Annotated in this window: 25 protein-coding genes; 11 read left to right on the plus strand and 14 right to left on the minus strand. The window is 58.1% G+C overall.

Annotation, left to right across the window (positions count from 1 at the left end; all coding sequences use genetic code 11):
* On the plus strand, positions 1 to 198 hold a 198-nt coding region (locus tag ASILVAE211_RS17130; protein ID WP_227322570.1), incomplete at its 5' end, for a helix-turn-helix domain-containing protein.
* 8 nt (positions 199 to 206) lie between these two features.
* On the opposite strand, the gene ASILVAE211_RS17135 is transcribed toward ASILVAE211_RS17130, so the two are convergent.
* The gene (locus tag ASILVAE211_RS17135) at positions 207 to 1,475 is read right to left on the minus strand and encodes a sensor domain-containing diguanylate cyclase (protein WP_227322571.1); all 1,269 of its coding nucleotides are present in this window, start codon (positions 1,473 to 1,475) and stop codon (positions 207 to 209) included.
* 581 nt (positions 1,476 to 2,056) lie between these two features.
* Here ASILVAE211_RS17135 and ASILVAE211_RS17140 point away from each other — a divergent pair.
* The 3 genes from ASILVAE211_RS17140 to ASILVAE211_RS17150 are packed head-to-tail and all read left to right on the plus strand — an operon-like array spanning position 2,057 to position 4,605.
* A complete protein-coding gene (locus tag ASILVAE211_RS17140; RefSeq protein WP_227322572.1) occupies positions 2,057 to 2,872 on the plus strand; it encodes a MetQ/NlpA family lipoprotein in 816 nt (271 codons plus the stop codon).
* Positions 2,873 to 2,924: 52 nt separating this feature from the next.
* Positions 2,925 to 3,971 (plus strand): methionine ABC transporter ATP-binding protein, encoded by a 1,047-nt coding sequence (locus tag ASILVAE211_RS17145; RefSeq protein ID WP_227322573.1) that lies wholly within the window; start codon positions 2,925 to 2,927, stop codon positions 3,969 to 3,971.
* Positions 3,952 to 4,605: a methionine ABC transporter permease gene (locus ASILVAE211_RS17150; RefSeq protein ID WP_227322574.1), complete on the plus strand. Its 654-nt coding sequence runs from the start codon at positions 3,952 to 3,954 to the stop codon at positions 4,603 to 4,605. The genes ASILVAE211_RS17145 and ASILVAE211_RS17150 overlap by 20 nt, the downstream gene beginning before the upstream one ends.
* 9 nt (positions 4,606 to 4,614) lie before the next feature.
* Here ASILVAE211_RS17150 and ASILVAE211_RS17155 read toward each other — a convergent pair whose 3' ends face one another.
* A complete protein-coding gene (locus ASILVAE211_RS17155; protein WP_227322575.1) occupies positions 4,615 to 5,385 on the minus strand; it encodes a gamma-glutamyl-gamma-aminobutyrate hydrolase family protein in 771 nt (256 codons plus the stop codon).
* 158 nt (positions 5,386 to 5,543) lie between these two features.
* On the opposite strand from ASILVAE211_RS17155, the gene ASILVAE211_RS17160 reads away from it, so the two are divergent.
* A complete protein-coding gene (locus ASILVAE211_RS17160) occupies positions 5,544 to 6,389 on the plus strand; it encodes a CmcJ/NvfI family oxidoreductase (protein ID WP_227322576.1) in 846 nt (281 codons plus the stop codon).
* A 106-nt stretch (positions 6,390 to 6,495) separates the two neighbouring features.
* On the opposite strand, the gene ASILVAE211_RS17165 is transcribed toward ASILVAE211_RS17160, so the two are convergent.
* The 6 genes from ASILVAE211_RS17165 to ASILVAE211_RS17190 form a co-directional block, all read right to left on the minus strand.
* Positions 6,496 to 7,599: an ATP-grasp domain-containing protein gene (locus ASILVAE211_RS17165; protein WP_227322577.1), complete on the minus strand. Its 1,104-nt coding sequence runs from the start codon at positions 7,597 to 7,599 to the stop codon at positions 6,496 to 6,498.
* A 3-nt stretch (positions 7,600 to 7,602) separates the two neighbouring features.
* Positions 7,603 to 7,836: a DUF1127 domain-containing protein gene (locus tag ASILVAE211_RS17170; protein WP_227322578.1), complete on the minus strand. Its 234-nt coding sequence runs from the start codon at positions 7,834 to 7,836 to the stop codon at positions 7,603 to 7,605.
* Positions 7,837 to 7,879: 43 nt separating this feature from the next.
* A complete protein-coding gene (locus ASILVAE211_RS17175) occupies positions 7,880 to 8,095 on the minus strand; it encodes a hypothetical protein (protein ID WP_227322579.1) in 216 nt (71 codons plus the stop codon).
* 379 nt (positions 8,096 to 8,474) lie between these two features.
* Positions 8,475 to 9,299: a DUF2182 domain-containing protein gene (locus ASILVAE211_RS17180; RefSeq protein ID WP_227322580.1), complete on the minus strand. Its 825-nt coding sequence runs from the start codon at positions 9,297 to 9,299 to the stop codon at positions 8,475 to 8,477.
* Between the two features lie 35 nt (positions 9,300 to 9,334).
* On the minus strand, positions 9,335 to 9,985 hold the full coding sequence (locus tag ASILVAE211_RS17185) for a DUF1326 domain-containing protein (protein ID WP_227322581.1): 651 nt from the start codon (positions 9,983 to 9,985) through the stop codon (positions 9,335 to 9,337).
* Between the two features lie 86 nt (positions 9,986 to 10,071).
* Entirely contained in the window at positions 10,072 to 10,869 is a 798-nt protein-coding gene (locus ASILVAE211_RS17190; protein WP_227322582.1) for a class I SAM-dependent methyltransferase, read from the minus strand.
* A 464-nt stretch (positions 10,870 to 11,333) separates the two neighbouring features.
* Here ASILVAE211_RS17190 and ASILVAE211_RS17195 point away from each other — a divergent pair, with 464 nt between their 5' ends.
* From ASILVAE211_RS17195 to ASILVAE211_RS17220, 6 genes are all read left to right on the plus strand, one after another.
* Positions 11,334 to 12,188, plus strand: coding sequence for a hypothetical protein (locus tag ASILVAE211_RS17195; protein WP_227322583.1), 855 nt, complete (start codon positions 11,334 to 11,336; stop codon positions 12,186 to 12,188).
* Positions 12,185 to 12,952, plus strand: coding sequence for an ABC transporter ATP-binding protein (locus tag ASILVAE211_RS17200; RefSeq protein WP_227322584.1), 768 nt, complete (start codon positions 12,185 to 12,187; stop codon positions 12,950 to 12,952). The genes ASILVAE211_RS17195 and ASILVAE211_RS17200 overlap by 4 nt, the downstream gene beginning before the upstream one ends.
* An 11-nt stretch (positions 12,953 to 12,963) precedes the next feature.
* Entirely contained in the window at positions 12,964 to 13,845 is an 882-nt protein-coding gene (locus ASILVAE211_RS17205) for a branched-chain amino acid ABC transporter permease (RefSeq protein ID WP_227322585.1), read from the plus strand.
* 3 nt (positions 13,846 to 13,848) lie between these two features.
* Positions 13,849 to 14,919, plus strand: coding sequence for a branched-chain amino acid ABC transporter permease (locus ASILVAE211_RS17210; protein WP_227322586.1), 1,071 nt, complete (start codon positions 13,849 to 13,851; stop codon positions 14,917 to 14,919).
* Positions 14,920 to 14,989: 70 nt separating this feature from the next.
* Entirely contained in the window at positions 14,990 to 16,330 is a 1,341-nt protein-coding gene (locus ASILVAE211_RS17215; protein WP_227322587.1) for an ABC transporter substrate-binding protein, read from the plus strand.
* Between the two features lie 25 nt (positions 16,331 to 16,355).
* Positions 16,356 to 17,129, plus strand: a complete 774-nt coding sequence (locus ASILVAE211_RS17220; protein ID WP_227322588.1) for an ABC transporter ATP-binding protein — start codon at positions 16,356 to 16,358, stop codon at positions 17,127 to 17,129.
* A gap of 138 nt (positions 17,130 to 17,267) precedes the next feature.
* Here the strand turns inward: ASILVAE211_RS17220 and ASILVAE211_RS17225 are convergent, their stop codons facing one another.
* The 6 genes from ASILVAE211_RS17225 to ASILVAE211_RS17250 all read right to left on the minus strand — a co-directional run bounded on the left by ASILVAE211_RS17225 (position 17,268) and on the right by ASILVAE211_RS17250 (position 23,701).
* Positions 17,268 to 18,260, minus strand: coding sequence for an autoinducer 2 ABC transporter substrate-binding protein (locus tag ASILVAE211_RS17225; protein WP_227322589.1), 993 nt, complete (start codon positions 18,258 to 18,260; stop codon positions 17,268 to 17,270).
* Positions 18,261 to 18,329: 69 nt separating this feature from the next.
* On the minus strand, positions 18,330 to 19,373 hold the full coding sequence (locus ASILVAE211_RS17230; RefSeq protein ID WP_227322590.1) for an ABC transporter permease: 1,044 nt from the start codon (positions 19,371 to 19,373) through the stop codon (positions 18,330 to 18,332).
* Complete coding sequence (locus ASILVAE211_RS17235) at positions 19,370 to 20,338, minus strand: ABC transporter permease (RefSeq protein WP_227322591.1); 969 nt, start codon at positions 20,336 to 20,338, stop codon at positions 19,370 to 19,372. Before ASILVAE211_RS17235 ends, ASILVAE211_RS17230 begins: the two co-directional genes overlap by 4 nt.
* On the minus strand, positions 20,335 to 21,852 hold the full coding sequence (locus ASILVAE211_RS17240; RefSeq protein ID WP_227322592.1) for a sugar ABC transporter ATP-binding protein: 1,518 nt from the start codon (positions 21,850 to 21,852) through the stop codon (positions 20,335 to 20,337). The genes ASILVAE211_RS17235 and ASILVAE211_RS17240 overlap by 4 nt, the downstream gene beginning before the upstream one ends.
* Positions 21,853 to 22,067: 215 nt before the next feature.
* Complete coding sequence (locus ASILVAE211_RS17245; protein ID WP_227322593.1) at positions 22,068 to 22,718, minus strand: SGNH/GDSL hydrolase family protein; 651 nt, start codon at positions 22,716 to 22,718, stop codon at positions 22,068 to 22,070.
* Positions 22,719 to 22,735: 17 nt separating this feature from the next.
* Complete coding sequence (locus ASILVAE211_RS17250; protein ID WP_227322594.1) at positions 22,736 to 23,701, minus strand: ABC transporter permease; 966 nt, start codon at positions 23,699 to 23,701, stop codon at positions 22,736 to 22,738.
* Positions 23,702 to 23,706 lie beyond the last annotated feature (5 nt).

Here is a 23,706-nt window from a genome sequence, read left to right on the forward strand (position 1 = left end):
GCGGGTGGATTCCATTCTGAAGTGCGAAATTTGTGGCTTATCAGTCACTTCGCACTTGGGAGGCCTGCCCCGATGGGAACCGTTTATAGCCACCTCACGCTGGATGATCGCCGGATCGTATTTCGGCTCAGAGAAGCCAAGCTCGGGATCTCGGCTATCGCGTCGCGATTAGGTTTCCACCCTTCGACGACCTATTGAGAATAGCACTAACCCACCTCGACGCGATTGCGACCAGTTTGTTTGGCCTTGTACAGCGCGCGGTCGGCCCGCTTCATCACCCCGTCGATACCGACATCGTTTTCGCAGCGCGTGGCCACGCCGATGCTGACGGTAAAAGAAATTGGGTCTTCACGCCACACGTAGTCAAATTTCTGGCTTTCATAGCGCTGTCGAACCTTGTCCGAGATGATGTATGCGATATCCGCATCTGCGCCTGGCAGGGCTGCGACAAATTCCTCTCCGCCCCAGCGAGCAAACAGGCTTCCCACACCCAGCATCGAAGTTCCAGCACTTGCGATCGCCCGCAAAACCTCATCCCCGGCATCATGGCCATACTGATCGTTGATGACTTTAAAAAAGTCGACGTCGAGGATGAAAACAGAAAAATTTCTGCCACTGCGGAACTCTTTCTCAAGAAATTCAGTAAATTGCCGGCGGTTTGGCAGCCCCGTCAGCATGTCGGTCATCGCTTCTTTTTTAAGAAATTCAATGAGATGGACTCGATCCGAGATGTCACGAACGATTGCTATGAATTCTATTCTTCCAGCCATTTCTATTTTGGATACGGCGACTTCGACGGGTACTAGTGACCCGTTTCTGTGCCGTCCGAACACGCTGTTGGTTTCATCCATACGCGGCGCGGTGGCCCGACGGAGTCTGGGTTGATAGGATTCCGAAAACGCGCGAACTTTTTGTGGATGGGTTGCTCGTAAATGTTCAGGCAAAAGAATTTCCACAAGTTGCCCAATCACTTCACTGGACGTATAGCCGAAAAGAGTCTCAGCCGCGCGATTGAACAGCGTGATGCGACGCTCTTGGTCCATCGTTATGATGGCATCATAGGCCAGACTAACTATCGCTTTGTATCGAGCCGAATGAGTATCTGACCCTTCCCGCTCCGAATATTTCGTTTCAGCTGCCTCGAATCCCGTTATGACAATGTGCGATGGATTAGCCGTGTCACTTCTTTGCCAGACAACAGCGAGCGTTAGACGCCAAGACTTTCCCATCTTGTTGTAATAATAAATTTGTTCCGAATCCTGCAATCGGCCAGCCCTAAAGCACGTGCGTAATTTATTGTGAAACTCAGATTGGACGATGGTATCCGGCAATGCATCAAGGCGGAACGGAGCCTGTTGAATATTTGCGTCTAGTGCACGGATCATCCGCAGGAAATGGTCATTGCAAACGTTGACGATGATATTGTGTTTTTCGTCGAGTTGAACAATGCCGGCGCATGTGTGAATGTTATCCAAAGCCTGCAATCCTCAGGGATGAATCTGGTTCGCCTCGTATCTCACCATCGTATGCAACACAAACGCCATAGCTGATCGCCTCGCTGCTCCGAAGGTAATATTTCTGGCCTTGAAAATGATCTCGAAATTATTTCTGCTCTTTCGGACATGAAGCGCTCAATGGTTTGATTTGATATTGCACCAAAATCCGCTTTCCTTAAAGCAAAACAATTGGCCGCTCAGGCTTGCGCGTCTGCAAGCGAGCGCTTTGGGGATGCCACCTCATCGGCCTTTTTGAGCCTCGCGAGCATCGGCGATTTCGTCGGCAGAGGGTCTTTCTAAAATTGCAGTCCAAGAAATCGCCGATGTTGATCTAAGAAATTAAAAGATTAAAGATAATAGTGTTATAATATTATATTGATCTATTCTTGAGATAAATCGCCGCGAATTCTTACATGAAAACAAATAAATATCGCACCATGACCCATATCAACCGGCACCGTCAGATCGGCTTTGCCACATTTTTTGGCACTTGACGCCTAATTCACAATCATCGATAGGTTTGGGCGAGATTGGTTCGCTTAATTCGGAATTTAACTGTGATGAATAGCATTTATAGACGCAGCCTTCTGGGCGGACTGACAGCCCTGTCGCTTACGGCCGGCATCCTGGTGATGCCGCAGGCCCAGGCCGCCAGCCAGACACTGCGCGTCGGCATCATGTCGGGCGAGGATGAGGATGTCTGGCGTGTCGTGTCAGCCAACGCGGCGCAGCACGGCCTCACCATCAAGATCACGACCTTCGAGGACTATACCCAGCCCAATGAGGCGCTGTCCGAGCATGACCTCGACGCCAATTCCTTCCAGCACAAGCCTTATCTCGACGCGCAGATTCAGGCGCGCGGCTATAAGATCGTGCCGGTCGGTTACACTTATGTGCAGCCGATCGGGCTGTATTCGCGCAAATACAAGTCCATTGCCGATCTGCCGAAGGGCGCGGTGATCGGCGTGCCGAACGACCCGAGCAATGAAGGCCGCGCGCTTCTGCTGCTCCAAGCTCAAGGCCTCATCACGCTGAACAAGGCGGCGGGTTCGCTGCCGACGGCGCTCGATATCGCTGGCAACCCGAAAAACATCCAGATCAAAGAGCTGGACGCCGGGATCGTCGGCCGGTCGATCGGCGATCTGGATGCCGCCGTCGTCAATACCGACTGGGCCATCAAAAGCGGCATCAAGATTCCGCAGGAGCGCATCGCGCAGGAAGCGGTCGCGGGCAACCCCTACCGCAATTTCATCGCCGTCAATACGGAAGACGCGGACAAGCCCTGGGTAAAGCAGCTGGTGGCCAGCTATCAGCAGCCGAATGTTGCCGCCGAAATCCTGAAGGTCTATCACGGCGCCACCCTACCCGCGTGGTGATGCGTTTTTCTTGATGACACAAACTGACGTGTTTTTGGAGGAGCGGGCCGGTGTGTCCGCTCCTCCGCTTTTGGATGTGCGCGGTATCGCGCGGCGGCTCGGCTCCCATCAGGCGCTGGACGATATCAGCTTCTCGCTCGCCTCTGGCGATATCCTCGGCATCATCGGCCGCTCTGGCGCCGGGAAATCCACGCTCATCCGCTGCCTCAGCGGGCTGGAGCGCGTCGACGGGGGCTCCATCACCGTCGAAGGCACGGAAATCACCGCCCTTTCCGAGACCGCGCTGCAAACCGTGCGGCAGCGCATCGGCATGATCTTTCAGCATTTCAATCTCCTCTCGGCCAAGACAGCTGCGGAGAATGTCATGCTGCCGCTGCTGATCGCGGGCTGGCCCAAGCGCCGCCGCGAGGAGCGGGTCGCGGAACTGCTCGATCTCGTGGGTCTCGGCGGCCAGGCCAAACGCTATCCGCACCAGCTTTCGGGCGGCCAGAAGCAGCGCGTGGGCATCGCCCGGGCGCTCGCCGCGTCACCCGCCCTGCTGCTTTGCGATGAGGCCACCTCGGCGCTGGACCCCGAGACCACGACATCCATCCTCGCCCTGCTCGATGACATCAACCGGCGCCTCGGCGTCACCATGGTGCTCATCACGCATGAGATGAGCGTCATTCGGTCACTGGCGCGGAAAGTCATCGTGCTCGATCATGGCCGTATCGCCGAACAAGGCAGTGTGGCGGAGATATTCGGAGCTCCCCGCAGCGACGTGACCCATAGCCTGCTGCGCGGTTTTCGTCCGGAATTGCCGGACCATCTCGCGGCCGCACTGCGTCCTGAGCCTTTCCCTGGGTCCGCGCCGCTCTTCCGCATCGATCTGGCCGGAGAGAACGCCCGCGGCACCTTGCTCTTCGATCTCGCACAGAGCTTTCGCGTGCGGCCTGTGCTGCTGCATGGTGGGCTTCAGGACGTGCGCGGCGTCGCCGTGGGCTCGCTCTTCGTGGCTCTGGCTGATGCCGGTGCCGCACCGGTTGACGCAATCCTTTCCTTCCTACTCGGCCGCTCACAGGCCACGGAACTGCTCGGCCATGTTGTCCCTTCTGCTTGATCTCCTGTGGCAGTCGCTGCTGCAAACGCTTGAAATGACCTTCGCGGCAGGGGCCGTTTCCCTCCTCCTCGGCCTGCCGCTCGCGGTGCTACTGGTCACGACAGACCGCCAAGGCATCCGCCCGATTCCACCGCTGAACCTCGTGGCAAGCTGGATCGTGAACGCGGTGCGCTCCGTGCCTTTTATCATCCTGCTCATCATCCTGATTCCGGTGACGCGGCTGATTGCCGGCACCTCGCTCGGCACGGAGGCCGCGATTATTCCGCTCTCCATTGCCTGCATTCCCTATTACGCCCGCATCGCCGAAGTCTCCCTACGCGAGGTCGATCGCGGATTGATTGACGCCGTGCGCGCCATGGGCGGCAGCCGCTGGACGATCATTCGTCACGTTCTGGTGCCGGAAGCGCTGCCTGGTCTCCTCTCCGGCTTCACCGTCACGCTCGTGACGCTGATCGGCGCGTCGGCCATGGCGGGCGCCATCGGCGCGGGAGGCTTGGGCGATCTCGCTATCCGTTACGGCTACCAGCGGTTTGAGACTAACGTCATGATCGCGGTCGTCATTGTCCTTATCGCACTGGTCTGCCTTATTCAGTGGCTCGGCGATCGTCTGGCGGCGCGCCTCGGCCATCGCTGACCCGCAAGACTAGTGAGACCGTTCGGCCTGGCGCGTGCGACGCCCGGCATCTCTCACGACATCGCCAAATGTCTCGAAGATCAGGCGGGATTGCGGGTTGACCTCCATGTCATATTCCGGATGCCACTGTAGGCCGACGGCAAAGCTCTCCCCTGGCAGGCGGACGGCCTCCACCGTGCCATCGGACGCATAGCCCTCGACTGTCATGCCCGGTGCCAGCCGGTCGATCCCCTGGTTATGATACGAGTTGACGATCATGGCCTGGCCTTGCGAGATGCCAGCCAGCCAGCCGCCTTGCACCGGGTGCACGCTATGCGCTTTCGCATGCCGCAACTCCTCCAGCTTTGCCAAAGGGTGGGAATGATCGAGGCGGCTTGGAAGGTCATGCAGCCTTTGATGCAGGCTGCCGCCGAGCGCCACATTCAATTCCTGGAGACCACGGCAGATACCGAGTAGAGGTTTGCCAGCCGCGACAGCCGCGCGGATCAAGGGCAGGGTCATGCCGTCGCGCTCGCAATCCTCCGGTGTCTCAGGCGGATGCGGCGGGCCGCCGTAATAGCCTGGCCCGACATTCGACAGACTGCCCGTCAGGATCAAACCATCGACGAGGCGCAGCAGGCGTTCGATATCCCCCGCTCCGCCGCGCGCCGGAATGAGAACGGGAATGCCGCCGATAAAATCCGTGACCGCGCGCACATAGGTGTCCGATGCGGCATGGGCGAGTTCGTCATCTCCGTCGAACTGCTTCCGGCAGCAGGAGATGCCAATGATGACCGTCATCGTAAAACTTCCTTTGCCTCCTTCTTTCGTGTTGCCTGCCAGCGAAGCACGTCACCACTATGAACCGTGCAAAGACTTGTTATGCCTATCCAATAGGTTTTATAATGTAAATAGCTATTTACGTTAGTTTATATGATTGATCGAGATAGGAGCGTGCGATGCCGGATGGCCTTACCACCCTCAGCCAGAGACCGTTACGCGGCGCGGTCCGAGCGTCACTGAACTATCTGAAGCCCATCGCCGGGAAGCCTCATACCTATAATTACGACCCGCCTGCCGGCGTATCGCGGCAGAATTTCGAAAATGAGGCGCACAGCGTTCTGATTGAGGATATCCGAGGCCGGGAGGCGACCTTCGCGCTCGACGGGCACGGCTTCGCCGCGATCCATCACCGCAGTCGGGAGACAGATTTCATCGATGATGATAAGATAAAGGCCGTCTATTATCCGGAATCGGAAGCGCTGCTGCGCGACAGGCTGAACGCATACCGGGTCTTTATTTTCGATCACACCATTCGTCGGCGTGATCCGGCCGGCGCCGATCGTGAAGGCGCCCGCCAGCCGGTTGCCCGCGTGCATATCGACCAGACCCCACGTTCCGGGCGCGACCGTGTCTTCCGCCATCTGCCGGATGAAGCAGAAAGCTTGGTGAAGGGGCGGGTTCGCGTAATCAATCTGTGGCGCCCCATCCGCGGGCCGGTCATTGACCATCCTCTGGCCATGGCTGACGGATCAAGCCTCAAGCCGACAGATCTCGTCGCCACCGATCTTCTGTATCGCGACCGCAAGGGCGAAACCTATTCGGTGACCTTCGATCAGGGGCAGCGCTGGTATTATTGGTCAGAAATGCAGCCAGACGAGGCCTTGCTGCTCAAATGCTATGATAGCGCCGAAAGCGGTGTCACGCGCTTCTCTCCTCACACTGCCTTCGCGGATCCGCGCGCCGAGGCTGCTGCGCCGCCACGACAAAGCATCGAACTGCGCGCGCTCGTTTTCGGTGGCTAACGGATCGGCCGCCCGCAAGCGGCCATCACGGGCAAATAAAAAGACGGATGGAAAGACAGCGCTCGCATCCTCTCAGATGATAACGCATGGCACTGCCTTCGTAGGATCAGTCGCTCGGCGGATAGGTCGCGATCAAGCGTGACTGCGCCAGCCAGTGCCATAGCATGTCGCGTGCGCCGCGGCTGCGATGGCCACGACGCCGCATGGCCTGACCGATGCGGAAGGCACGGCCGTAATACCGAAACTGCGCGGCATAGATATCCAGCAGAGTATTCTTCGGATCCCACATGTGAATGGGCTCGGAGCCGACGCCGTTGATCTCGATGATTTCGAAATCCTCGCCTTTCATCAAGGCGGAGACGGTGTCGAAACGGATATCGATCCGGCCATGGTGAAAGTCGGGCAGGCTTCTGAGAATCCGATCGATGCGGTCGCTCAAAGCCGGCGTGATCAAATGCGTGGCGTCGCGGAAGGCCGAACCCTTGGAATGGTTGCCTGTGAAAACGAGGGTTAAGGTCTCGCCTGCCGGAAGCACCTCTTCCACCCGCGCACCCAGGCGCGGCAGATAGACCTGAGGCGCCCGTCCCGCGCGCTTATGGCGCATGATCAGTTCTCGGATCGTTGCGATGCCATCGCCCGTAATATGCGGCGGTGTCTTCAGCGTCAGTGAAAGGAGCTGTCCTGTGGCTTCACCCGGTTGCCGCGAGTAATAGAGACCGGCTTCACCTTCGAAAGGCACGAATTTCTGAAGAATAACCGTCGTCGCGCGCGGGAATGACTGAAGGACGTGGTCGAGCTGGCCGGATGTTCTCGCAAGCTTTACCCCCGCGCCTTTGCATCCGATATCGGGTTTGATGACGACCGGGAATGTCAGCCCGAGTTCGGCCATGATACGGCGGGCATGGCCAGAATCGTCCCGCCCGGTCACAAAATTCGCATAGGGCGCGATCCAGTCCCGCGCCTCGCCCTCTGCTTGATCGAGAATTCCGGTCTTGCTTTCACCGCACAGACCGCCGGTCGTGATATTCGGATTGGCCAAGGTCGCCAAAGCCATGTCGCCGTAGCGCAGGCCAAGAGCGATCCAATAGGCTAAGACCGGTCCATAGATGATCCATGGCGGCAAAAACTCAAAAGGCGAAATGGCGCGATCGCGCGTGTGGGCCGTGCCATCGGTCGCGGTGGCATGGGTCGAAAGAGCAATATCGGACATCGGTCAGGCAGCCCGGCGCTTCTTGGCAGCGCTTGCGAGAACGCGCTGGATGTCCTCTCGGGGGATGCCGATATCCTCCAATTCACGGTCACTGAGACGTTGCAAGGCGGCGACGGCGCCAAGCCGCTGTCGGGTCTCTCTCAGCCAGACCGAAAATTGGAAAAACGGCAGCTTCTGCAACCATCTTGCGCCTGATCGCCCTGAGACAGGCAGCGAGGCGCCGGTTGAAACTTTCATGATCGTCGCCTTGATAAACAGCCAGGCATTATGGCGTTGGACTTCAGACAAGAGTCTTAACCGACAGGTCCGCTCTTTTCATTCCACGGAACTGCCGAGCGGCCTCTGAACGGATCGCCTTCAGGCTGGGCAAAATCTGTCCGTGCAGCGAACGGACAAGATCATGGGTCGCATAAAACGCACATTCATCGCGATTGTCCTGCAATATGGCAGCGCCGACAAAGACACCATCGACTTCGATCACTTCAGATTTGCGCATCGCACCTGACATTGCTCAGCCACCGCAGCAGAATGCGGTCATGCAAAGGGCGAAAACCGGGCATTGGATCACTCCGAAAGGCTTTAGCTGGAAGGATGAACGAAAAAGCCAACAGGCTCTTCCGACATTGCAGGAGCTTAAGCCGGCACCGAAAATTAAATCAATATATATCGTTCAACATATTTTATAGCGAACTATAATAGTTTAATTTAGTTTTAAATGACATTGAATGCTGAGAAAAACCGTTTTCCTCTCGCGCAATCTGTGGGGAATGTTTTTTGAAAACTATAGATCGGAACATGTTTATTCTTTTCCGAAACAGTCTTGGCTGCCATGCATGAGCTTGCGCGAGACGGATCAGGGAATGCCGCGATGCCTGCTAGGGTTTCGGCATGCCGGGCATGCTATTCATCATCGCAATCGGCGGTGCGGCAGCAAAGGTTGGAAGCAAGGCCGGGACCAGGATGACCGCCCCACCATAGGCCAGGAGGGCGACGGCAGACAGGTAAGCGGCCCATCGCCGCCATGACACGGTTTTTTCGATAAAGATCAGTATCGTGATGGCGGCCATTGCAGCGACATTCATCATGCCCAAAGGAAACAGGATCAAAAACAGGAACCAGCAGCAGCCGAAGCAGTAAAAGCCGTGGAATCCTCCCATGACGAAGGCGCCAAACAGGCCCGGGCGCCAGGACGTCATGATGAACGACACCGGGTTTCTGCATTTCGACAGGCAGAGCCGCTTGAGCGGTGTCAGCTGATAAAGCCCGGCAAAGATCAGAAGCAACCCGCCGAACCGTGCGGCCGCATTGGCCGTCACGGCAAAACGCGCGGCCGCCCAGTCTGCGGCCTGCGCAGACAGATAGGCAAGGATGCCCGTCAACGCCCACAGGATGAGATAGCCCGCAATAAATACGGTGACGCTCGCCGTCGCGGATCCGCCTGACCGCCGCGCTTGAATTGTTTGAAAGGTCAGAAACATGGGTGCGGCCGTCGGAAACATCATCGCTACCATCATCACGGTCCAGATGATCAGAAACGGCACGGCCGACAGGCCCATGGTGGCACCCATCATGGCCATGCCCGGCGCTGCCGGCTGCCAAACGAAGAAGCTCCAGCAGGCTAGGGCAAGCGCCAGGATGACGATGAGGACGCCCCTATTATAGGCGCGTCTCTCATCAGGCTTGTGTGCGAATACCGTCATTGCCAGTCACTGGTCCTGCCCCTCCTCCGGACTCATCAGCGCGTGGATGGGCCGCCACGCACGAAGCCTTTGCCGGAAATGCGAAAGTGATTGAATTGGCCATAGGTATCGCTGAGCGACAGAGACATCGCATTCGTCCTGGCTTCGGTCGATGCACTGCCGATCTCGGCCTGGCTGAATTCCATTCCGTCGGGCAAGTCGATCCTGACCCGATGCGGTGCGCCGTCCACGGGGCTGCGAATGGGTCTTCCCGAGGCCTCCAATTTGTCGCCAATGCTGGCCCGGGCCAATCTTGCTCCGACATCAACCTCGAAGACTATCGTCTCGAAGATCGGGTCATGCACGGTGTCGGACATGGCGTGGAAGACCCACCAATGCGTGGCAGCGTCTTTTGTTTCTTTACCGTGCAGGATCGTGGCCAGGGCGCGCCGCTGCTCAGCATCGGCTTTTTCGTCGATGATAGCTTGCATTTCGCCCTTTCCCTCGAACACCGGTCCCGGCCATTGATACTGGACGATGGTATGCAGGCCATCCAAGGGAGTGTCGCCAAAATGCCCCTTGTCGATGCGTATGATCTCAATGCCATGACAATAACCGCGGGACGGCAGAAGCTCGAACTGGCAGGGGCAGGAATAGTCGCAGCTGCAATTGCCGAATTTTATGCCTTCAACATACCAGTCGATCATCGTGATTCACGGTCCCTATGCCGGAGTCTAAACCTATCCGTTACGAATTCTCGAAGAGTTTTTTCTATCTTATGCCTTGAATATTGTCAGGGTTTACGAAAAAGGAGAACAAAATTGTCGGCTTCGCCCACAGCCGCGTAGACAGCGTGATCCTTCGCGCCGAGAGCAAAAACCGGCGGCAAGGTCCACACGCCCTTGGGCCAATGCGTACTATCCCGCGGATTAGCGTCGATCTCTGAACTGCCCATAAAAACAAAACCCGAGTCGCGCGCCAGAGCAATGGCATAATCCTGCCTGACATAGCCACTGACGGCATGCGTATCCTGCGGCTGATCCGCCCGCGCGCGATGATCCTCGATGCCCAATAGCCCCCCCGGTTTCAGGGCTGCAAAAAATCCCTGTAGCACCTGCCTTGTCTCGCCTGTCTCCATCCAGTCATGCAGATTTCGGAAGGTGAGCACGACATCAGCCGTACCGGCTTTGGCAATGTCATATTGTCCATTTCCCAGAACGGTCTGCCGCGCGTCGGGGAAGTTGTTCCGGAATGATGCGGCGGCTTGGGCTGACGGCGGCAGTGCCGCGATATAGCGACCATGCTGCTTCAGATAAGGTATCAGAATTTGAGTCCAGTAGCCGCCGCCCGGCCAGATCTCGATGACGGTATCGGTCGGCTTTACTTGAAAAAATTGCAGCTCCGCCAAGGGATGGCGCGCGGTATCTCGTGCCACGAACGCGGCCGAGCGCGCTGGTGACCCGACCGCCGCTTTTAACGCGTCGGTATTGCCATCTGCCCAGCTGGGAAGGCTCAGTCCGGTCAAGATCGCCGCACTCGCAACCATTCGCCGCACGCGTCTCATTTTGTCATCCCCATCGCATTGTACCATGCGCAGTGTGGCTTGATTGGATCATCAAATCGACGGCCTTGGATGATAACTAAAGCAACTTCGAAATTAATCTACGGGTGAACGCGACGGGCACCATCTGCTGCCCGGCCTCCAAGCCACAAATCTTGCGTCCGGAACCTCGCTGATAAAATAAGAATCTAATTTGCATTAATTTAATAAAAGCTATTTTTTATCGTGTAAACATATTTGACACGATAATTTTTAGGTGTTTATCTCAAGTCGTAGCAAGCTGCGAAATAGCAGTGTCGGGCGGGGCTGCTTGCCGAGGAAGAGGAATAACCATGGCATCGGCCAACCCTAGGATTGTTGGGCCAATCGGCCCGCATGATGCCCTTCTGGCGCTTACAGCATCGTCCCCAAACCGTCTGGCGCTTCGTCATAAGCACCGGGGAGAATGGCTTGCCTGGTCATGGCAAGCCATCGTCCGCTCCGTCGATGCCTTGGTGACTGCGTTCGTGGAGCGCGGTATTTCAGCGGGAGACCGCGTTGTTCTTGTCGGTGAAATCACCCCAAGCCTGCTCTTCGCGGGGCTTGCCTCTGACGCAATCGGCGCCACCACCCTGCTTCTGCCCGCCGCCGCCAAAGCCGCCGAAATTCTGGCGGCAAGCGCCGGCCGGCCACCGCGCCTTGCGGTCATCCAGGGTCATGAAAGCCTTGGGTTATGGCTGCAACTGCGTCAACAACTTGGGCCGGTGCAGATTGTGTTCGATCATGCCGCGCCCGGCAGGCAGCAGGACAGTTCGGTCACGCTCTTCACAGATCTCCTGGCACAAGCGCAATTGCGCCAAGACGCCTCGATCCGACGCCCCAGCACTGCCATCAAGGGATCTGACGGGCCAATATTGTGGGTTGAAGCGACCACGGCTTGGCCGGACGCCCTCGCGGCGACCTATGATCGTTGGTTAAAGCCGGGAACCGTGCTGGCACTGCCGGAAATTCTGGCGGCAGCCGCCCGGGACCGCCCGGAAATTCGCCCAACCGCCTGGCTTGCCTCCGGCTTCAGCCTTACGCACGCGGCACGGGAGATTGCGCATCGCTTGCCGCTCCGGCTGACTGGCGCCCGAGGTGCCGGATCGAACGGCATTGTGTGCGCCCTTCTCCGCCATCAGGCACGCAGGCGCCTGGGGCTTAACAAGCTTTTCGCGATCGAGGCCGAAACCGTCGCATCCAGACCCGCGGCACTCACGGCGCTCGGCATCTCCCTGCACCCTTGGCAGAAGGACGGCTCCGCGATATCCGGTAGGCCGCACCACGTCGCAGCCCGGCCTCATTTCGCGACAGCAGAGAGCCTGTCTTGACCGCCGCTTTGATGGTGCGGGATGTCTCCCTGTCCTTCCTGGGTGTGCGAGCGCTGACATCCCTCAGCTTTTCTGTCGCGCAAGGCGAAATCTGCGCGCTCATCGGACCAAACGGAGCAGGTAAAAGTTCGCTGCTCAACGTCATCAATGGCGTCTATCGGGCGGATTCCGGCGATATCCTGATTGATGACCAGCTCTTCTCGCATCCAACGCCGGCCCGCGCCGCCAAGATCGGTATCGGTCGCACCTTTCAGAATAACGCGCTGTTTCGGCGCATGAGCGTGATCGACAATGTGCTGACAGGACTGACGCGACAGGGAAAAGCGGGTTTCCTCGAACTCGCGTTTCGTCTCGGCCGGTATTCAACGGAGCAGCGCATTGAACGTGCGCAGGCAGAAGATATTCTGGCCTTCCTCGACATATCGGCGCATCGCGACGCCATTGTCGGCCAATTGCCCTATGGGCTGCAGAAACGCGTCGAACTGGCGCGTGCGCTGGTTGCATTGCCCAAGCTGCTGCTGTTGGACGAGCCTATGGCCGGCATGAACAAGAATGAAAAAGCGGAGCTCAGCCAGTTCATCTCTGACGTCAATCGGCAGCTTGGTACCACCATTGTGCTCATCGAGCATGATATCGGCGTGGTCATGGGCCTGTCCCATCATGTCGTTGTCCTCGACTACGGGCGCAAAGTCGGCGACGGCACGCCGGAGGAGGTGCGCCGCAATCCGGATGTCATCGCAGCCTATCTTGGCACCAGACATTAAGGCGCATTGCGATGCTTTTCCTCGTCAATATCATTGTTGCCGGTCTTCTCGCGGGGCTCATGTACGCGCTTGTCGCCATCGGCTTCGTACTCATCTACAAGGCCTCGGGCGTCTTCAATTTCGCTCAAGGCGCGATGGTGCTGCTCTCCGCCCTCACCTTCGTGACACTGAACGAACACGGGCTGCCTTTCTGGCTGTGCTTCATCATCACAGTCGGCGTGCTGATTGTCGCATCCGTGTTGATCGAATTTCTGGTGTTGCGGCCGCTCGTCAATCGCAGTCCAGACACACTCTTCATGGCGACGCTCGGACTATCCTTCGTGATCGAAGGGCTGGCCCAGCTTGTCCTTGGTACGGATGTTCATCAGCTCGATCTCGGCATCCCGGATGTGCCGCTCAAGCTTTACGGCCTGCAGGTCAGTGATTTTGATCTATTCACCGCGGCTGTTTCCATTCTTCTTGTCGCAGTACTCGCTCTTCTTTTTGGCAAGACCCGCGTTGGCATCTCACTTCGCGCGGTTGCAGACAATACCCTGGCCGCCCAGTCCATCGGCATCAGGCTGCCGCATATCTGGCGGATCGTGTGGAGCGTCGCCGGCGTCGTCGCGCTGATTGCCGGGCTTCTGTGGGGTAATCGTCAAGGCGTGCAGTTCTCCCTGTCCCTTGTCGTGCTGAAAGCCATGCCGGTTCTTATCATCGGTGGTTTCTCCTCCATCCCTGGCGCCATCGTCGGTGGCCTGATTGTCGGCGCGACCGAAAACCTCGCCGATATTTATATCGGGCCGCTAGTGCATGGCGCGGTCTCGGACTGGTTCGCCTATATCCTCGCGACCGCCTTTCTTCTCATTCGTCCGAACGGTCTGTTCGGCGAGAAGCCCATCCAAAGGGTCTGAGCCATGTCCGCAAGCAAGCTCGCCGGCACGGCCCATCTTGGTGGCACCGTCAGCCAGGCTCCGCGCCTCTCAGGGCGAAGGGTTGCTATCCTCGTTGCCCTCATCTTGATCTATGGCGTCATTCCGATCGTCGGCAACGACTATTGGCTGAATTCGCTGATCATACCGACGATCGTCATGGGTCTCGCGGGGCTCGGGCTCAATCTGCTCATGGGTTACGCAGGCCTTATCTCATTGGGTTCTGCCGCTTTCATGGCGACAGGCGCCTTTGCCACGTTCAATCTGCTGCTGCGCCTGCCCATTCTGCCGCTGCCTGTAGTTCTAATTCTCGCCGGTCTGATCGCAGGCCTGGGCGGATTGATTTTTGGCCTGCCGAGCCTGCGTATTCGGGGATTCTATCTCAGCGCGCCGACACTTGCCGCGCAATTCTTTCTGACATGGCTGTTTCAAACCTATCACTGGTTCTCGAATAACAGCATGTCGCTGGTCATTTCGGCGCCGCGGCTTGAATTTTTCGGATATGATCTTTCATCGTCGCGCGGCCGCTACCTGCTCGTCGCATTGACCGCCGGGCTGCTGCTTCTCTTGGCCTTTGCCATTATCAAAAGCCGCATCGGCCGCGACTGGATGGCGATTCGCGATATGGAAGTCGCGGCATCCGTCACAGGCGTGCCAATCGCACGGCGAAAGCTGCAAGCCTATGTCGTGAGCAGCTTTTTCCTTGGCGTCGCCGGCGCTCTCTGGGCTTTTGCCTATCTGGGCACGGCCGATTCCAACACCTTCTCCCTCGACAAATCTTTCCAGGTTCTGTTCATCGTTCTGATCGGTGGATCGGCAAGCCTATTGGGAAATTTCGTCGGCGCGGCCTTCATCGTGCTGACACCCATCGTGCTGGACATCCTCGTGCCTGTGCTCGGTCTCGACACCTATATCGACCAAGGGTCGATCGCGAATATCGAGCCGATCATCTTCGGTGCGCTGATCATCTTCCTCCTCATCAAAGAGCCGGACGGGCTGGCCAGCCTTTTTTCCCGTACCATCCGCGCTCTCAGCATCTGGCCGCTGCGCAGATGACAATACGCGGCTGTCGATAACGCTAAGAACACAAACGCTTCAGAGAAAATCTTTGTTTAAAGGAACTTCAATGCGCATCAAACGCAGTTTGCAGACGCTCGCGGGCGTCCTTGCGGCCGCTTCAGTTGGTCTTTCCCTCGCGCCTGCCCATGCGGCCGATCATGCGAACGAACAGCTTTATCCGCTGTTTTCCTATCGCACCGGTCCCTACGCGCCCGCCGGCATTCCCCAATGGGGCGGTATTCGCGACTATTTCAATTACATCAACAGTCATGGCGGCATCGACGGCGTGAAGGTTCTGGTGCAGGAATGCGAAACGGCATATACGCTGGAACGCGCCTTCGAATGCTACGAGCGTTACAAGCACGGCTACCAGGGCGCGCAGGTCGCAGCGTTATTTGATACATCAAGTGGATTTGATGCCACGATCTCCGATGAAGCGCGTGCGGACAAGCTTCCGGTCGTCTCCGTCGCGGGGGGACGCGAAGATGCCGTCGATGGGGCAGTGTTTCCCTATCAATTTCCGGTTCTTTTCGACTACTGGACAGAATCCTCGATTGTCATCAACTATATCGCCAAACAGCTCGGCGGGTTGGACAAGTTGAAGGGGCAGAAAATCGCGACGGTCTACCATGACTCCGGTTACGGCCGTGACACGATCGAGCCGCTTGCTATCCTCGCCAAGAAATATGGCTTCATCGACATCGAGATTCCTGTGCCTGACCCCGGGGAGCAGCAGCAGGCCCAGTGGCAGCAGATCAAGCAGCAAGGTGTGAACTGGGTCTTCCTGCGCGCCTGGGGCGTGATGACTCCGGTCGCCATTAAGACTGCTGCCCGTGTCGGCTTCCCGTCTGACCATATCATCGGCGATATCTGGAGCGGCTCCGAGGAAGATGTGAAGCCGGCAGGCTCGGCGGCGATCGGCTATAAGGCCGTCACAGTCTTTCCGTCGGGCAGCAATTTCGCAATCAGCCAGACGCTGAAGAAAGAGATCATCGACCCAGGCAAAAGCGACCTGCGGGATACGTCGAAATTCGGTTCAGTCTACTACAACGCAGGCTTGGTATCGGCCATCATCTATAGCGAAGTCATCCATACCGGACATGAGAAATTCGGAAACCGTCCGCTGACGCCTGCCGAGGGGCAATGGGCGCTTGAGCATCTGAACATCACGCCCGAGCGCGTGGCGGCCCTCGGCGCCACTGGCCTTCTCAGCCCGCTGAAGCTGACCCCCGAGGATCATGAGGGCGAACCATCAGCCAAGATTCAGCAGTGGGACGGCCATCATTGGAATGTGCTCACAGGCTGGCTGAACGGCGACCGCGCTCTGTTCCATGATGCGATCTTCGCTAAGGCTGCGGCTTACGCCAAGCAGAAGAACCTGCCGCCGCGTCCGACGCTCACAAACTGATCACGACAGAGCAGGAAACGCACCAATGAGCCAGCACGGAACCGATGTTTTGACCTTGGACAACGTCGAAAGCGTCTATGGCGAATCCGTGCTTGCTTTGCAGGGCGTTTCCCTCACCGTCCCGCGCGGGTCTATTGTCGCCCTTCTCGGCGCCAATGGCGCCGGCAAAAGTACGACGCTGAAGGCCATTTCCAACCTGCTTGGCGTATCCCGGGGACGTGTCATCCGCGGCGATATCAGCTGGGCCGGGAAATCGATCCTCGGCCTTGATCCCGCCCGTGTTGTGCGCCAGGGCATTGTCCAGGTTCTGGAGGGCCGGCACTGCTTCGCGCATCTGACGGTGGAGGAAAATCTGGCGTCTGGCGGCTTTCTCCGGCGGCCAGGGCGCCGGGAACTACGCCGCGACGCCGATCGCATCTATGACTGGTTTCCCCGCCTGAAGCAGAAGCGGCATACGCGCGCCGGTCTTCTCTCGGGTGGCGAGCAACAGATGGTTGCGATCGGCCGTGCCTTGATGGCCAAACCCATTCTCATGCTGCTGGATGAACCCTCCATGGGTCTCGCGCCAATGATCGTCGAGGAAATCTTCGACATCATCCAGCAGCTAAACCGCGACGAGGGGGTGACATTTCTTCTCGCTGAGCAGAATGCTAATCTTGTGCTGCATTATGCGGATCATGGTTTCGTGCTCGAGAATGGCCGGGTCGTGACATCCGGGGCGGCGGAAACACTGCGCCAGAGCCAGGATTTCATGGCTTATTATTTTGGCGACGGCGGTCAGGCTGCCATTCCGGCTTGATGCGCCCAAGCGCCGCATCCTGGATTAAGCACGAAATCTGAGCCGGGAGACAAGTGCTGCGGCAATTCGTCACAAACGCAATCATGCGGCCGGTTGCCTGCGATAGATGCAGACAACCGGTCACATTCATCGACGATATTAGAAGTGGTAGTTGTCGATATTCTGAGCGTTGAAGATCAGCGGATCGCTGAAGATGATGACGCCGTCGTTAACCTTGAACGTGCCGAGGTCGCCAGCCGTGAAGCTCCCATTGCGTGGGATGGCGTTATTATAAGCCAGGCGAGCAACATACATGACAAGCTCGCCCTCCTTGACCTCATCCCATAGCGGCGTTTCCTTGATGACGCCGGCTTTGACATATTGGCGGATCGCATCAGGATCGGAACAGCCACCGACAATGACCTTGCCGGTCAGGCCAAGCTTCTGCACGGCGGCGGCGGCACCGACAAGCGCCGCGGCATCGGGACCGATGATGCCGGTAACCTCGGGATGAGCCTGTAGAATATTAAGGCCAGCTGTGAGTGATTGCGAGACGCTGGACTGACCGTATTGCGTGGTCACGATGGTCATCTTCGGATAGGCGGTGGCCATATAGGCCTTGAGTGCCTTGATCCATTCATTCTGAATCGTGGCGTCCGGCGTGGACGACAGAATGGCGATCTTCGCATCCGGCTTGATGTATTTCGCGACGGAATCCACCAGCGCTTTGCCGAAAGCCGGATAAGCGGTATTCTGGATGAAGAAGTCGCGCGCGTCCGGCGCGACGTCGCTGTCATAGGACACGACCTTGATGCCCTGCTTCATCGCGCGGCGCAAAGCCGGCGCAAGTTCGGTAGGGTTGTTCGACGTCGTCGTAATAACGTTAAAACGGCGTGCGATCAAGCTGTTGAACACATCGACCTGCCCCTGGGCCGAGGCCGTCACCGGACCTGTATAGAGGAAGTCAATATTCAGCTTGGCCGCGGCAGCGATGGCGCCCTTCTGATTGGCTTTGAAGACGGAGATGCCGACAAGCTTCGGCACCATCGCGACGCGGATGCGCTTGGATGTGTCGATATCCGCCGCATGTGCGGTGACGGAAAGGCCCAGCAGCGCGGCGGTGAGAAATCCAGCCCATTTCATATTCTTCATTGTCATTTCCTGAAGTTATTATTTTTGATTGTCGCCAGTCCGGCCGGCTGTGCCCGGGCTAATTGCCCGTCACTTCGTAGCCTCCGTCAACTTGTCCCGCCCAAGGTTGCGGAAGCGCCGAACCAGCAGCGCCATGCCGGTGCCCCGCCCGGACAGAAGATTGCGGATTGTGATGGCAGCGAGCAGAATAGCGCCCGTCACCATGGTCGTCACCATGTCCGAGAAGCCTGCGATCAGCATGCCCTGGCGCAAAAACCCCAGCAGCAGGACAGCAATGACAACGCCGCCGATACTGCCTTCACCACCAAAGATGCTGATGCCCCCAAGCACAACGGTCGTGATCGTCGTCAGCAGCAGAATGTCGCCCATGTCCGGTCGCACCGCGCTGTAATAGGCAGCGAGGACAATGCCGGCGAGCGCCGCCATCGCGCCGCTGATGACATAGGCACTGGTCACGATGCGGCCGACACGCAGGCCCGAATAGCGGGCGGCGTCGCCATTGTAGCCGACCATGACGATCTTGCGGCCATAGGCCGAGCGGGACATCAGCAGGGCAAAGAGCACGGCGAGAATGCTAAACAGGATCAGCTGATAGGGAATCAACCCGCCGATAGCGCCCTGCCCCAAGGCGTTGAAGCTATCCGGAAAACCGGATGGCGGGGACTCACCGGCGAGCGCGGTGCCGACGCTGCGATAGATGAAGCTGGTGGCAAGCGTCGCGATCAATGGCTCGGTATTGAAACGCGTTATGATAAGGCCATTGATCAAACCCACCAACGCGCCCAATGCCACGCCAATCATGACGGCGATCCAGATTGGCATGCCGAGATGCAGCCAGAGCTCCGCCATCACGATGGCGCCCAGGCCTGCGGTCGATCCTACCGACAGGTCAATGCCACCTGTCAGAATGACAACGCTGAGACCTAAAGCAACGATCCCGAAGGGCAAAAAATTCTCGGTCAGACCAAGCCATGAACTGAAGCTGTCGAAGAAGCCCGGAATACTGAAACTCGACGCCAGCACTTGCAGAACGAAGAGGACGAGCAGGGAACTTTCCCACCCGCCAAGCGGGAAGCGTGACCTCGAGCGGCGTGCCGTGACGCTATTGCTCATCGTATTGCCTTCCGCGCTGCATTCTGTCGCATGCCGAGCGTGACGGTGACGAGGATCATGGCGCCTTCTCCGGCGGAGTACCAGATCGGCGGCACATGCAGAAATACGAGCGCCGTGAGGACAACGCTCAGGAAAAGCCCGCCGAGCACCGTGCCAACCATATTGCCGCGCCCACCGACAATTGCGGTACCCCCGATCAGGGCAACAGCGATCGACTGTAACTCCACATGGTCGCCGGTGCCGGTCGTCACTGTGGCAGAGCCCGTATAGCACAGAAAAACGAAGCCCGCGATGGCGGCGAGGAGGCCCGAGATCATGTAGACGCGGATTTGCGTCGCCACAACGGACACGCCCGCATTATAGGCCGCGACGGCATTATTGCCGATGGCGAGCACCGCCCGCCCAAAGATTGTATGGCCAAGGACGAACCAGCATAGAAACAGGATGGCGGCGAGTATCAGTACCGGGATTGGAATCGGCAGCCAGTGTGCCAATGTGCCATTGCCGAACGTAGCATAGGCAGGCGGGACAGAGACGACGTCGGTTCCGTTGGAATAGATGAACATCAGGCCGCTGTACAAACTATAGGTGCCGAGCGTCACAATGATCGGCGGAATGTTCAGCTTCGCCACCAGCAGGCCATTGACGGTGCCAAGCACGATGCCAATGCCGATTGTGATGCCGATGGCGCCCACCAAGGGTAAGCCGCTGCCTTGCTCCAGCAACCCCGTTACAACGGCGGTCAGGCCCATGATGGGCGCAACGGAGAGATCAATCCCCTTGGTCGCAATGACCCAGGTTTGACCGAGCGCCAATAGCGACAACACGACCGAATTCAAGATCATGAAGCGGATGTTCTGCAGTGTCATGAAGTCGTGGTTGATAATACCCACTACGATGAGCGTCACGATCGTCGCGAGGATGAGGGTGACTTCTCGCGTTTCGCGGCGTGGCGCTCGGGTCATCGTCCGGACGCCGCTGCCGTGGTGAGATAGGAGGCAGATACCCTTTCCGGGGTAATCTCGTCCCCCGTGAGTTCGGCGACGATCTCCCCGTCATAGATCGACAGGATGCGATCGCAGATCCGCACCAGCTCTTCAAGCTCCGAGGAGATAATCAGGATCCCCATGCCTTCCTGTGCCAGGCTGTCGATCAGGTCATAAATCTCATCCTTTGCGCCGACATCGACGCCACGGGTCGGCTCATCGAGGATCGCGACATCGGGGCCGATGCCCATCCATTTGCCGAAGACGACCTTTTGCTGATTGCCGCCTGAAAGCTGGCGCAGCTTTTGATCCGTGCCCGCGCAGCGCACGCGGTAGCGCTGGACTGTTTCCGCCCCGATGCGGTCCTCGTCTGACCGGCTCAGAAGGCCGGCACGGCTGCGGACGCGTTCCAGCAAGCCGGATGTGACATTTTCGGTTATCGACATGGGCAATACCGCACCATGCCGCGCGCGATCCTCCGGCGCATAAACAAGGCCTTTGCGGATGATGTCGTGAGTGTCGAGGTCAGATATGTCCTCGCCTGCCAGACGGACAATGCCCTTGTCCCGGGCACGGATGCCGAAGATCGTCTCCGCTATTTCAGTCCGGCCGGCACCGACGAGACCGGCGAAGCCCAGGATCTCGCCCTTGTGCAGGTCGAAGCTTACGTTACGGAAGCGCGGCGCGTGGGCCAGGTCTGCGACTTCCAGAACCGGTTGCGAGGTGGCATGACTGATCTGACGGCGGGGAATGACACGCATCTCACGACCCACCATTTTCGACAGAAGGCGGACACGGTCAAACGCCGCGCGTTCCACCGAATCAACCAAGACACCGTCGCGCAGAACGCTGATATCGTCGGAGATGTCGAGAACCTCATCCATGCGGTGGCTGATAAATCCAAGCGTATAGCCGTCGCCACGAAGCCGCCGCATGGTGCCAAAAAGCCGCTCGACCTCATGGGTCGTGAGCGGAGAGGTCGGTTCGTCGAAAAGGATAACGCGGCAGCCGCGCAGCAATGCCTTGGCGCATTCAAGCTGCTGCTGCTGCGCGATGCTCAGATGCCGGGCCAGCTGATCCGGATCGATGTCGAGATCCAGAGTGGCGAGAGCCTGACAGGCGCGGGCGCGCGCAGCCTTCCAGTCGACACGGCGCGGGAATTTCCACATGGTCGGCAGCTGGCCGACGAACATCGTTTCCGTGACCGTAAGCTCCGGCATCAGGGCTGGCTCCTGCGGCACCAGATAGATGCCAGCGTGGTGCGCGGCAGCCGGAGACGCCAGCGACAAAGCCTGCCCATCCAGATGCAGAGATCCGCTGCTAGGCTGGATCAGACCCGCAAGGATTTTGAAAGCCGTGGATTTTCCGGCGCCATTCTCCCCCATGATGGTGTGAATATGGCCGGGCTGCATGGCGAGCGAAACACCACGCAAGACAGTGACAGGGCCGAAGCGCTTGTTGAGATCCCGCGCTTCGTAGAATCCCACTTGCATAGGCGTCGGTAAGACGGGATCAGGCAGTGCCAATAGGCGTCCTCCAAGGGACGGACTTACCCCAAAAGGAGCGTCCATTTTTAATTTCCAAAGTTAAAATCTTTTCCTCGGTATCGCAACCATTATATTTTGGTTTAGACCATCAATGTTGATGGAACATTTGCACGCCAGCCTACCGCACCGGATTGTCTTTGTGAGTGGGGCTATGTTTCCGCCTATCCTATCGCAGGCGGCATCTTTTGAGTCATGACCGACCGAACGAAAACCGCCATACGCTGACCCCAAATCTGATGACCCTCGGCATCAAGGTGAATGCCGTCGAGATCCGAGTATGAGATGCTGTCACCCATGGCGATACAGCTGACATTCAGCTCTCGGGCCTTGTCTTCGAACTTTTCTTTAAGATCCAAGGATGTCTCGGTTCCTCCGGCAAACATGTCAGACAGATGACTGAGCCGCGAGAGCGGCGCGGGAGCGACCAAAATGACATGGGGTGGCAACCCCGATGGATCAGTCGCGTATGTTCTGACAAGCCCGGCAAGCCGGCCGGCGCCCGATGCGATGTCATAGGCAGACAAGGAAAAGCGCCGCTTTAGGTCATTGACGCCAAGCGCGATGATAACGACGTCGATCGGGTTTTGGCTCAACAGGCAGGGCGGAAGATAGGTCGCGCCGTTGCGGAAAGGTTCAATCGGATCCTCGAAAGCCGTCGTCCGGCCATTCATCGCTTCCTCGATCAACTCCCAGTCTGACCCGAGCTGCGCGTGCATCACCGTAGGCCAGCGCGTTCCTGTGGGAAAGCGTGTCCCCTTCACGGGTTCATAGCCCCAGGAATTTGAGTCACCGTAGACCAGAATGCGAGCCATGGAGGTTTCCCAATCAATTATGAGCGCGTGGTCACACGGGACAGCATGAGCGACAGCAAGATGATTCCGCCATAGATGGCCTGAATCCAGAACGAGGGAACCTGAGTCAAGGTCAGAAGATTCTGGACAACGCCGAGAAGCAAAACACCGGTCAAGGCACCGAACATCGTGCCACTTCCCCCTTCGAGGGAAATGCCGCCGATGACGGCCGCGGCGAAGACCGTAAATATCATGCCATTGCCCTGGTTCGCATTGATGGCGCCGACATAGCCCGTCACGACCAGACCGCCGATCGAGGCCAGAATACCTGACACGACGAAGACACCCCAGGTAATGCGTTCGACGCGAATGCCGGCGGCGCGCGCCGCTTCCGCATTGCCGCCGATGGCGTAAAGGGCGCGGCCAAGCCTGTGATAGCGCAAGACAAACGCCGCGACGGCAAAAGCAAGCCCCGCCGCCCACACCGACAAAGGCAGGCCGAAAAGCGTATTTGTCGCCAGAACCAGGAAGGCGTCCGGCATGTCAAAGACGGTACCCCCGCCCGCCGCGCCTACCAGAATGCCCCGCAAAACGATAAGCATTGCCAGCGTCACGATAAAGGCGTTGAGCCGCAACTGAACGATCAGAAAGCCATTGAGGAGGCCGATCAACCCACCCAGCAGCGGAATAACCAGCATCCCTATGCCTGTCGGCAAGCCTATGCCGAAACCCATTGAAGCCTTGGGAATGACCAGCATGGCGCCGATTGCGGGCGCAATGCCGACAACCGATTCAAGCGAAAGATCGAATTTTCCGACGATAATGACGAGTGATTCCCCGAGCACGACAAAGGCAAGTGCCGCCGACGAGCCCAGAATGCTGACGATATTGGCTTCGGTCATGAAGCTTGGACTGATCAGCGTGCCGATGACAAGGAGCAGAACGAGCGCAGGCAGCAGCGCAAGTTCCCTTAACCGGCCGAATGTAGCCTGACCTATGGTCAAGAAAC

It is taken from the genome of Acidisoma silvae, assembly GCF_020618775.1.
Classification (GTDB): Bacteria; Pseudomonadota; Alphaproteobacteria; order Acetobacterales; family Acetobacteraceae; genus Acidisoma; species Acidisoma silvae.